6 protein-coding genes, 11 tRNA genes and 2 rRNA genes (1 of these 19 cut by a window edge) are annotated in these 10,756 nt (G+C 49.7%); all 19 read right to left on the reverse strand.

From position 1 onward, the window contains the following. Positions 1-278 precede the first annotated feature (278 nt). Entirely contained in the window at positions 279-1,619 is a 1,341-nt protein-coding gene (gene glmM / locus NYE70_RS14010) for a phosphoglucosamine mutase (protein WP_211025908.1), read from the reverse strand. A 320-nt stretch (positions 1,620-1,939) separates the two neighbouring features. Then, complete coding sequence (locus NYE70_RS14015) at positions 1,940-3,376, reverse strand: CdaR family protein (protein WP_341046442.1); 1,437 nt, start codon at positions 3,374-3,376, stop codon at positions 1,940-1,942. Next, positions 3,376-4,200, reverse strand: a complete 825-nt coding sequence (gene cdaA, locus NYE70_RS14020) for a diadenylate cyclase CdaA (protein ID WP_211025910.1) — start codon at positions 4,198-4,200, stop codon at positions 3,376-3,378. Before cdaA ends, NYE70_RS14015 begins: the two co-directional genes overlap by 1 nt. 239 nt (positions 4,201-4,439) lie before the next feature. Next, on the reverse strand, positions 4,440-5,057 hold the full coding sequence (locus NYE70_RS14025) for a zf-HC2 domain-containing protein (RefSeq protein WP_211025912.1): 618 nt from the start codon (positions 5,055-5,057) through the stop codon (positions 4,440-4,442). Positions 5,058-5,183: 126 nt separating this feature from the next. Further along, positions 5,184-5,759, reverse strand: coding sequence for an RNA polymerase sigma factor SigW (sigW, locus tag NYE70_RS14030; RefSeq protein ID WP_341047595.1), 576 nt, complete (start codon positions 5,757-5,759; stop codon positions 5,184-5,186). 242 nt (positions 5,760-6,001) lie between these two features. Continuing rightward, positions 6,002-8,797, reverse strand: coding sequence for a phosphoenolpyruvate carboxylase (gene ppc, locus NYE70_RS14035; RefSeq protein WP_211025922.1), 2,796 nt, complete (start codon positions 8,795-8,797; stop codon positions 6,002-6,004). Between the two features lie 329 nt (positions 8,798-9,126). Then, positions 9,127-9,200, reverse strand: a tRNA-Gly gene (locus tag NYE70_RS14040). A 9-nt stretch (positions 9,201-9,209) separates the two neighbouring features. Next, a tRNA-Pro gene (locus NYE70_RS14045) sits at positions 9,210-9,286 on the reverse strand. Positions 9,287-9,318: 32 nt separating this feature from the next. Continuing rightward, positions 9,319-9,395: transfer RNA gene (locus tag NYE70_RS14050), tRNA-Arg, on the reverse strand. A gap of 6 nt (positions 9,396-9,401) precedes the next feature. Beyond that, positions 9,402-9,476: transfer RNA gene (locus NYE70_RS14055), tRNA-Gly, on the reverse strand. A 5-nt stretch (positions 9,477-9,481) separates the two neighbouring features. Continuing rightward, positions 9,482-9,565 (reverse strand) — tRNA-Leu (locus tag NYE70_RS14060). An 11-nt stretch (positions 9,566-9,576) separates the two neighbouring features. Continuing rightward, positions 9,577-9,649 (reverse strand) — tRNA-Lys (locus NYE70_RS14065). A gap of 10 nt (positions 9,650-9,659) precedes the next feature. After that, positions 9,660-9,734: transfer RNA gene (locus NYE70_RS14070), tRNA-Gln, on the reverse strand. A 12-nt stretch (positions 9,735-9,746) separates the two neighbouring features. Further along, a tRNA-Val gene (locus NYE70_RS14075) sits at positions 9,747-9,822 on the reverse strand. Positions 9,823-9,842: 20 nt separating this feature from the next. Further along, positions 9,843-9,917, reverse strand: a tRNA-Glu gene (locus NYE70_RS14080). 15 nt (positions 9,918-9,932) lie between these two features. Beyond that, positions 9,933-10,008, reverse strand: a tRNA-Thr gene (locus NYE70_RS14085). Positions 10,009-10,011: 3 nt separating this feature from the next. Further along, positions 10,012-10,087: transfer RNA gene (locus NYE70_RS14090), tRNA-Asn, on the reverse strand. A gap of 7 nt (positions 10,088-10,094) precedes the next feature. Continuing rightward, a 5S ribosomal RNA gene (gene rrf, locus NYE70_RS14095) occupies positions 10,095-10,211 on the reverse strand. Between the two features lie 137 nt (positions 10,212-10,348). Further along, positions 10,349-10,756: ribosomal RNA gene (locus tag NYE70_RS14100) — 23S ribosomal RNA — on the reverse strand (it continues 2,640 nt past the right edge of the window).

The raw sequence follows: 10,756 nt of genomic DNA on the forward strand, positions 1-10,756 counted from the left end.
TCTGGCGCTTATGCTGCTGTGTAACCTCACTACCCTCGCTTTCTTTTCTTGAATATGCTTATTATATGCACCCTCGAGACATTTGGCAATAATCAAGTTGTCCTGATTACTACAGCCTGTCCCCAGAAGTCTTACCCAATAGCAAAGCCGCTGAAACCGGAATTTTCCAGTACCAGCGGCTTATTTTGAAGACCTATGAAAGGAGTCACACTCTTTAGAGATTGCTCAAAAAGTCATCTTTTGATCAACTCACATTGCATGATTATATCAAATAAAAACTAAACGAGTTCTTTTTCCACTACGGATACGATCTGTGCCACCAGTTGCTCCAGCTCTTCCTTCTCGGGCCCTTCCGCCATAACGCGGATCAGAGACTCCGTTCCGGATGCGCGAACCAGTACACGGCCGTTATCGCCAAGCTGACGCTCCACAGAAGTAATAGCCTCCTCAATGGCTGGGTTGCCGACAAACTTGCTCTTATCCTGCACCCGAACATTGACCAGCACCTGCGGATATTGCTTCATTACCTTTTTCATTTCGCTCAGCGGTTTGCCGGCGCCCTTCATCGTATCAACCAACTGAATCGCCGTCAGGATACCGTCTCCGGTTGTATTGTAATCGAGGAAAATAACGTGCCCCGACTGCTCCCCGCCCAGATTGTACCCGCCGCGGATCATTTCCGCCATGACATAACGGTCGCCGACCGCTGTTTGCTGCGTGTTCAGCTCCAATTTCTTGGTCGCTTTGTAGAATCCGAAATTGCTCATCACTGTAGAGACGATCGTGCTGTCCTTCAGCTTGCCGGCCCGGTTCATCGCATCGCCGCAAATGCAGAGGATGTAGTCGCCGTCTACCTCTTCTCCTTTTTCGTCGATCGCAATCAGACGGTCTGCATCCCCGTCAAAAGCAAGCCCCACATCGGCGCCCAGACGTAATACTTCTTCTTTTAGCTTCTCCGGATGGGTGGACCCGCAATGATCATTGATATTCAAGCCGTTCGGCTCCGCTCCGATCGTGTAAACTTCGGCGCCCAGCTCTTTGAAAAGCATTGGAGCCAGCTCATAAGCAGCACCGTTAGCGCAATCGAGCACAATCTTCAGCCCTTCAAAAGAATGGCTGATCGTCGTTCTCAAATGAGCCAAATATTTAAACTTCGATTCGATATCGATCATCACGCTTCCGAGTCCGCCGCCTACAGGGCGAGGAAGCTCATCAACTTCTTTATCCATCAGTTCTTCGATCTGCAGTTCAGTTTCATCGGAGAGCTTAAAGCCGTCGCTGCCGAAAAACTTGATCCCGTTATCCTCAACCGGATTGTGGGAAGCCGAAATCATCACGCCTGCATCGGCGTTCAGGATCCGGGTCAAATAAGCCACCGCCGGGGTAGAAACGACGCCTAAACGAATCACGTCGGCTCCGATCGACAGCATCCCTGCTACAAGCGCAGATTCCAACATGACGCCTGAAATACGGGTATCCATCCCGATAACAACCTTCGGCTTCGGAACCTGTCCCGCAAGAACATAGCCCCCGCAGCGTCCGATCTGATAAGCCATCTCCGCCGTTAATTCCTTATTTGCAACTCCTCTGACTCCGTCCGTTCCAAAATACTTTCCCATGATTTTAATTTCACTCCTTCAAATAGTGTGAAGCCCCCGCCCCCTGTCTCTATAAGAGGTTGTTCAAAAAATCATCTTTCCACGACGAAGTGGATCATGATGAGGATTCGACGTCGAATCTTGAATTCAGCCAGGCCTTCCGTTGCTCACGTACCTCATGTACGCTCCGCTACTCAGTCCCTGCTTCATCCAACCTTCTTGGTCCTGAAAACCTGACTTTTTGAACTCGCACTGTAAGGCGAAAGGCTTCATATCCTTCTCTTTGTCAGTATGGGTCTCGATGTATGGTAATGCTTGTTATTCGCGGCTTAATCCGGAGGTTAGCCTCCGTCTCCATCATCCGGTACACCCTCACTTCCGGTGCTGCCGGTGCTACCGGAACTGCCAGTACTCCCAGTACCGCCAGTGCTCCCGCTGTCGTTCGCACCGTTACCCTGATGATTGGCTCCATCCCCTGGAGGAGTTGAACCGTTTCCGGGGTTCTGCTCTCCCTGCGGTTTATCTTCCGGCACTGTGATTGCAGGTTTCCCTTTTTCCGTCAGCTCGATCTGCACCTCAAGGGGCCCGCCTGTATCCGACAGCTCGACAAATTCAGGCAGCTTTACCGAAATCGGAACCGTGTGGGTACCCTGTCCCAATCCCGACAGATCCACTGTCGCCGAAATATCCCCGGCTTTCAGTTTATCCAGGATCTCCTTCGCAGCGGACACACTTAGCGAAACCACCGCATCTTCCGGATGGACGAACTTTGTCGTTAAGTTCTCATTCGCATTGATCAGCGTGAGCGGGACATTATCGATTAGCTTTTGACCAGCGGGTTCGATTTTTACGGTAACCTGAACAGAGCTCGGCTCGATTTTCTCAAAACCTTCGGGAGGAGTCAAGTCTACTGTGTACCTGGTCTCATTTGTCCCCTGGAATTGACTTAAATCGACAGTTACCGGATAGGATGATATACCCTCAAGCGATTCTTTTGACCCATAGATCGCCACGCCTTCGACATTCGTACTTACGCTGGCTAGGACATAGCCGTTTGGAAGCCTTCCTGCCTTACGTACTTCCAAAGGAACATTTTTATATAACTTATTAATCGGGACCTCGACCTCGACCGTGTCCGGCGAGATTTCCGCATTTGTCATTTCTTGCCCATGCTTATCATATGCCGTGAGCTTGACGCTCTTGCCTTTCACCGTTTCGTTGATCCCTGTTACGTCGACCGTCCCTTGAACCTTCTGCAGTTCGCCGATTTCGCTTTGCGGCAGCGTAACGTCAACCAGGCCATCTCCAACCACAATCGGACTTCCGAGCTGCATACCTTCCGCCGGATTGCCCTTGGTCACAATGGTCACGGGAATCTGCTTCGTTTCCTTCGCTTCAATCGTTACCTTTATAATCGACGGCTCCATGGAAATCAATTGCACACCGGGAGGAAGCTCATGCGTCAAAGGTAATGTAATCGTGCCCGGTCCTATATTTTTCAAATCCAGTTTTACTTTATAGTCGGAAAAATTCGTGGTCAAATCGGTCCGTTTGCCCTTTACCTCTAGCCTGACCGTATCCGGTTCCAGATCGTACAGCACATATTTGTCGCTGTCGAATCCGGTGACCTGGATTTTGGTATCGATTGTTTTGGAGTTCACCACGGTCGTCGGAGCGACCGGCGTCCCGCTGTCGATATGAACCATCGCCCAAAGGATGATGCTGAACACCAGCGCAATGATCTTGGCAAAATTGTTATGGTTAAGCCACTTATCCATTATTGCCCGGCCTCCTTCTTTTTCCAGAAGGGCTTGCGTTTTTCCTTCTGGTTCGAATTTGGGCCCAGCTCTTCATACAGTTTTGAAATGAGGGACTCTTCATTAATATCGCGCACAACCTGCCCGTCAATGGCCAACGAGATTTGTCCGGTCTCCTCGGACACGACGATAGATATCGCATCACCGACCTCACTGATTCCGATGGCCGCGCGGTGCCGGGTGCCGAGCTCCTTGCTGATGAACGGATTCTCAGATAACGGCAAATAACAGGCAGCGGCTGAAATTCTGTGTCCCTGCATAATGACCGCCCCATCATGAAGCGGCGTATTCGGAATAAAAATATTAATGAGCAGCTGCGAGGAAATGACCGATTGCATCCGGATGCCCGACTCGGTGTATTCATTAAGACCCGTGTTCCGCTCGAAAACGATTAATGCCCCTATTTTTCTACGGGATAAAAAATTAACGGCCTTAATAATCTCGCCGATCTCCTTGCCGAATTCCTCTTCATCCGCCGTGTTGCGCCCGAACAATTTTCCCCGTCCAAGCTGCTCGAGAGCCCGTCTTAATTCCGGCTGGAAAATGATAAAGATCGCGAGCACCCCGAATGTAAACATCTGGTTCATCAGCCATTTCAATGTGTACAAATCGAACCAGGTGCTCACCGCCCAAATCACGACCAGGACGAGAATCCCTTTCAGCAGTTGGATCGCTCTCGTTCCCCGTACAAGCAAAATCAGGTGGTATATTATATAGGTAACGATCAGGATATCGATGAGATCTTTAATGTAATCCTGCCACGTCAAATTTGCAAAATAGTTCATGGTGCAACCCCCATAAGCCCCTTGTCGGCAAATTCGCCAACGAAGGAACGTTTATGTACATCTTTTACATGCTTGTCTTTATATGTTCCCCTAAACTCTAGGTTATAACGTTCCAAAGACAGATGCAAGCGCACAATGTGATTAGTAGCTTTCGTCACTGCAAGAAAATATTCCCATTCAGGCAAAAATAAAACGGCGCCGGTTCCCGCAAAGGGAGGCGCCGCGTGCCGGTCTTGCTGCTATCTGTAGGCGACTTCCGTAAACATGTCAGTGATCCTGTACCAAATCCAATCCAGCGCCTGATCAATGCTCTTGATCTCTCCTGCAATATGCGCTGTGGAGGCTTGGTAATACGACCCGTCGATCACTGTCAGATTACCCTGGACATCGCCGTATATCTCTGCCTTGCCGTTCTCTACTGTCAGGTTGCCGGCAATCGTTGATCCTTTCGGAACAGTAACAGTGTTGCCGTTAATGATGACCTGATCCAGGTCTGCCGTCTTGACTACCAGCTGATCGTCGCTTTCCCACAGTGAAACTGCGCTAAACAGCATGACTAGGAGAAACATCGCCGCAGCCGTAAGAGCCGGATGCTTTCGGATCCAGCCGATCCAAGCCTGTTGTTTGCGCTGATTCGGGATCTTGCTCATTATGCGGTCTACGAGTTCATCCGGTGCCGTGATCGATCTGTGCTTAATCGTCGCAAACAGCATCATTTCTGTCTGCTCCAGCTCCTTAAACCGTTCATTGCAAGCGGAGCAGTCTTTAAGATGTACCTTCAACTCCACGGCCTGCCCATGCGTTAAATCTTCATCCAGATAATCATGCATCAATGAGGAGGCTTGTTTGCAATCCATATCAGCCAATCCTTTCAGTATCAATCTATGGATAACCAATACACCGTATTGGCATAGTCGTCCTATCTTACATTACGTCTGACGGTACAAAGCGTTTCATAAAAAACGCAAAATCCCTCCGCCAGATCAAAAAACTTTATTCTCCAGCTTTTTACGCAAAAATTCGCGTCCCCGGTGCACTCTTGTTTTCACTGTAGTTACCGGCATATCCAAAACGTCACCGATTTCCTGCAGAGAAAGGTCCTGCAAATAGCGCAGAACGATGACCGACTTATATTTAGCTGGCAAACCTTCAATCGCCTGATGGATTGTCTGCTGAGTTTCCGACAACAAATACTCGCTTTCCGGCGTTCTTTCGTCCCCGGGAATCAGCGTATAGCCATCCATACCCTCCTGATCGTTCATTTCCGCGTCAAGATAGTAGCTGGGCTTCCTCTTCCGGAGCCGGTCGATACACAGATTCGTAGCGATCCGATAAATCCACGTGGAGAACTTCTGCTTATCGTCATAGCGATGAAAACTCTTATACACGCGCAGAAACGTCTCCTGGACAATGTCCTCGGCCTCATGCCGGTTAGACAACATCCGGTACGCCAGATGAAAGATTTTATCTTTATATAAATCAACGAGTTCGGCAAATGCCCCCTGATTACCTTTACGGGCCAATTTTACCAGTCTCGCTTCAAAATGGTCCACCACCATAATTTCCCCCAGATCCATGGACGGGCTTATTCGGGACATCTGCTTGTCCGGCCTTCCGCTCCCCGTGCCCACTTTGCGGTGACATTCGGCCGCTTTCACTTCATTCAAATGTTAATTCAACTCCATGTAAAATGCAATACCATTCATATATATCCCATGCGAGTTGTATAAATTATTAAAAAAACAAGCCGCATCCTTCTCCTTTGCAGGAGCGGAGCGGCTTGTGTTTGAAATGCCAGGTATCAGCCTGTATTCCGGAGGCCGGCGGCAATTCCGTTGATCGTGAGCAGTACCTCGCGCAGCAGGTCTGAATCGTCCTGTCCTTTTTCGCGAGCAGCCCGTAATTCAGTCAGCAATTGAACCTGCAGATAGCTGAGTGGATCTACGTATGGATTACGAAGTCGTATCGATTCCTGTACCACTGGGGAATCATCAAGAATCTCAGGAACGCCCGTAATTTTGAGAATCATATCTTTCGTCAAATGGAACTCTTGCTCGATTTGTCCAAAGATGCGATCCTTCGCTTCCGAATCTCCGCACATTTCGGCGTACTCTTTGGCGATGACCAGATCCGCCTTAATAATGGCGAACTGTAACGTGTCCATCAACGATCTGAAGAACGTAGAGTTCTTATACATATCCTGAAGTACCTTCAGGTTTTCCTCATTGTTCTGATAATAAGTGTAGAGTCCTGTACCTGCCGCATACCAGGCCGGGAACAAGTAACGGCTCTGCGTCCAGGCAAATACCCAAGGGATCGCACGCAAATCTTCAAAACGATCGCTGTTCTTACGTTTCGAAGGTCTGGAACCGATATTGAGCTCGCCAACTTCCACCAGCGGTGTCGATTCTCTGAAGAACTTCAGGAAATCCGGTTCGCGGAACACCAAATCCTGATACTTGTTGAGTGAAGTCTCCGAAATCCCTGCCACGATGTCATCCCATTTGTCTTCTTCCGGATTGGAAGCTGGACGAACCCGGGCCTGAACCGCCGAAGTGATAAGCGCCGAAGTCGCCGTCTCCAAGCTGCGGTAAGCAATACCCTTCAGGGAGTAACGGGAAGAAATAACCTCGCCTTGCTCGGTAATCTTAATCCCTCCGCCGATAGTTTCCGGCGGCTGCACTTGAATACTGCGGTTCAGCGGCATACCGCCGCGCCCCAGAGCACCCCCGCGACCATGGAAAAACTTCAGCTTCACGCCATACTGTTGGGCTGTTGCCGTAATTTGTTTCATTGCGACACGCAGTTCCCAGTTTGCAGTAACCACGCCGCCATCCTTATTACTGTCGGAATATCCGAGCATGATTTCTTGCAGGTCGTTCATAGCGGCTACGGATTGACGGTAAATCGGCATTTCAAACAAACGGTGCATGATGCCTGGTGCTGCATGGAGATCATCAATCGTTTCAAAGAGCGGTACGGCTTGCAATGTGCAAACTACAGTGCCGTCGGCTTCTTTACGGAACAAGCCCACTTCTTTGGAGAATACCATAACCTCCAGAATATCGCTGGCGGCTTCAGCCATACTGATCAGATAACTGGTTACGCATTGCGGTCCAAATTCCTTTTGGGCCTCAAATACCGTACGGTACACATTCAGGCATTCCGTCGTGCTTTCACTATATTCCTGATATGGCGAAGTCAAAGGACGCGGATCGTTGAGCAGGCGCTCCAGAAGGGTTACCTTTTCCTCTTCCTCAAGTTCGGCATAATTGCTTACGATATTCATATGAGCCAGAACTTCCGTCATGGCATTTTCGTGTTCCTTGCTATGCTGACGAATATCCAGTGTAGCCGTATGGAATCCGAACAGCTCCACTTGGCGCATCATTTTTTTGATATGCGTATCCGCAACGTAATCCGCATAGTGGTGACGCAAGCTCCGGTCAATGATTCTCAAATCCTCGATCAGGCCGTTTACGTTGTCGTAACGATCGTGGGAGTCCTTTTTCGAATCGTCCAGTACGTTATGGAGCTTCTCTGTCATATAAGTCAGCTTAATGCGGTATGGTTCCTTCTCATTGCGCCAGTGCGGCGTTTTATTCAGCGTCACCTGCAGGCGGTCCTTCTGAATCGAGGCCAGAAGTTCCTCCGTGACGTCTACGATGCTGGTGCTGAAGCTAAGGTACTTAAACAGCTCCGACAATAATCCCTGATATTCGCGGATTGCCAGCTTACGCTGCATTTTAAGCGTCTCCCAGGTTACATTGGCGGTTACGGAAGGGTTTCCGTCCCGGTCGCCACCGATCCATGAGCCGAAGCGCAGGTAGGTAGGAACATGCCACAAATGCTCTGGATAGTATTTGCTTAGACAACGCTCCAGTTCTTGATACACTTCAGGAAGCACATGGAACAAAGTCTCGTGAAAATAATACATCCCATTTCTCACTTCATCGAGAACCGTCGGTTTGCGATCCCGCAGCTCGTCGGTCTGCCAGAGTGTAATGACCTCGTTCAACAGCTTCTCTCTAAGCTGCTCCCGTTCCCGGAAAGTCAGCGTCGGGTTATCGAGCTGAGCGACATCATCAGCGATCCGTTTATGGATATCAAGAATAGCGCGGCGCATCGCTTCTGTCGGGTGAGCCGTCATCACGAGTTCCAAAGACATGCTCTCCAAAATTTCTTGAGCTTCGCTGAAATTAAAACCTTGTTCCTTCAGGTCTCTTACCGCAGCTTCGATCGTACCGGTTTGTACCGCTTCCCCTGCGGAACGCTCATAATCTCTTTTGCGGCGAATCCGATGGTTCTGTTCCGCAATATTGACCAATTGAAAGTAAATAGCGAATGCCCGGATGACCTGGTGTCGAATTTCTGGCTCCAAGGAATTAATCATTCCCTTGAACTCTTCATGCAATTCCGGCAAGAACACAGCCCGCAACGACTTACTGGCTTCACGAATCTTCTCGACAATATCCAAGAGTTCATTACCGCCTTGATGGACAAGGACCTCTCCTAGAATATTGCCCAAAAAACGTATATCTCGCCGAAGAAGGTTGTTCGAGTTGGTTTTGCCGGCAGCTAGCGTTAATTCCGTCATATTTCTCCCCCATTTCATCCCTATTCCTTCTCTAAAAGCCTTCCTACCATAATACAATAAACTTCCCTGAAAATCTTCACTTTATTTGTAAGGAATTTTAAGGATACGGTAGTCCTCTTTAAACAATAAGAGCGGCCTCCCGCCTGGGAAGCGCCCTAATACAGGCTTTGTTTACTTCGATTGCTCCATCGGAATAAGTAACACAATTGTTACCCGTCATAGTATCTCTATAACTACCCTAACACGGTGAAGCAATAAAATGCAAGGTTAAAAAAAACCTTCGATTATAACAAAAAACATCATCCGACTGATGATGTTGCTGTTATGTATGGAGCGGGTGATGGGAATCGAACCCACGCTACCAGCTTGGAAGGCTGGAGTTCTACCATTGAACTACACCCGCACCTTATAATGGTCGGGACGACACGATTTGAACATGCGACCCCCTGGTCCCAAACCAGGTGCTCTACCAAGCTGAGCTACGTCCCGAAATAAGATGGTGAACCATTATGAAGTTAAAGTGGCGCGCCCTAAGAGATTCGAACTCCTGACCTTTTGATTCGTAGTCAAACGCTCTATCCAGCTGAGCTAAGGGCGCGTATTATGGAGCGGACGACGGGAATCGAACCCGCGACCCTCGCCTTGGCAAGGCGATGCTCTACCGCTGAGCCACGTCCGCAAAGATGGTGCGCGTGGAGGGACTTGAACCCCCACGTCAAAGACGCTAGATCCTAAGTCTAGTGCGTCTGCCAATTCCGCCACACGCGCACTGTGAAAAGTGAGCCATGAAGGACTCGAACCTTCGACACCCTGATTAAAAGTCAGGTGCTCTACCAACTGAGCTAATGGCTCATGAATGAAATGGCTGGGGATATAGGATTCGAACCTATGGATGACGGAGTCAAAGTCCGTTGCCTTACCGCTTGGCTAATCCCCAACAAAACAATCATGGTGGAGGCTGAGGGGATCGAACCCCCGACCCTCTGCTTGTAAGGCAGATGCTCTCCCAGCTGAGCTAAGCCTCCATATGTAGGTTTCAGAAAAATGGTGACCCGTAGGGGATTCGAACCCCTGTTACCTCCGTGAAAGGGAGGTGTCTTAACCCCTTGACCAACGGGCCATCCAGTAAAAAAAGTGGAGCTCTCAACCGGGATCGAACCGGTGACCTCATCCTTACCATGGATGCACTCTACCTACTGAGCTATGAGAGCAAATGGCTCCCCGAACAGGACTCGAACCTGTGACAACTCGATTAACAGTCGAGTGCTCTACCAACTGAGCTATCAGGGAATATTATGCTTGGCGGCGTCCTACTCTCCCAGGACCCTTCGGTCCAAGTACCATCGGCGCTGGAGGGCTTAACGGTCGTGTTCGGGATGGGTACGTGTGGAACCCCTCCGCCATCGCCACCAAACGGTTCAAGCGTCTTAATCGCTTGAAAACTGGATACGAAACTTGAGTTTGCGTTTTAGCCCCTAATTGGTTCACCGGGGTCCCCGAAAAGTAATCGGAATTACCTTCGAAGCCTCGCTTCACTTTTTGGGGTATCTTTTGGATAAGCCCTCGACCGATTAGTACCTGTCAGCTCCATACATTGCTGCACTTCCACCTCAGGCCTATCAACCTCGTGGTCTTCAAGGGGTCTTACTAGTTGGGAAATCTCATCTTGAGGGGGGCTTCACGCTTAGATGCTTTCAGCGCTTATCCCGTCCGCACGTAGCTACCCAGCTATGCTCCTGGCGGAACAACTGGTGCACCAGCGGTGCGTCCATCCCGGTCCTCTCGTACTAAGGACAGCTCCTCTCAAATTTCCTACGCCCACGACAGATAGGGACCGAACTGTCTCACGACGTTCTGAACCCAGCTCGCGTACCGCTTTAATGGGCGAACAGCCCAACCCTTGGGACCTACTTCAGCCCCAGGATGCGATGAGCCGACATCGAGGTGCCAAACCTCCCC

The sequence above is a fragment of the Paenibacillus sp. FSL R5-0407 genome, assembly GCF_038009185.1.
In the GTDB taxonomy this organism is placed as follows: domain Bacteria; phylum Bacillota; class Bacilli; order Paenibacillales; family Paenibacillaceae; genus Fontibacillus; species Fontibacillus vini.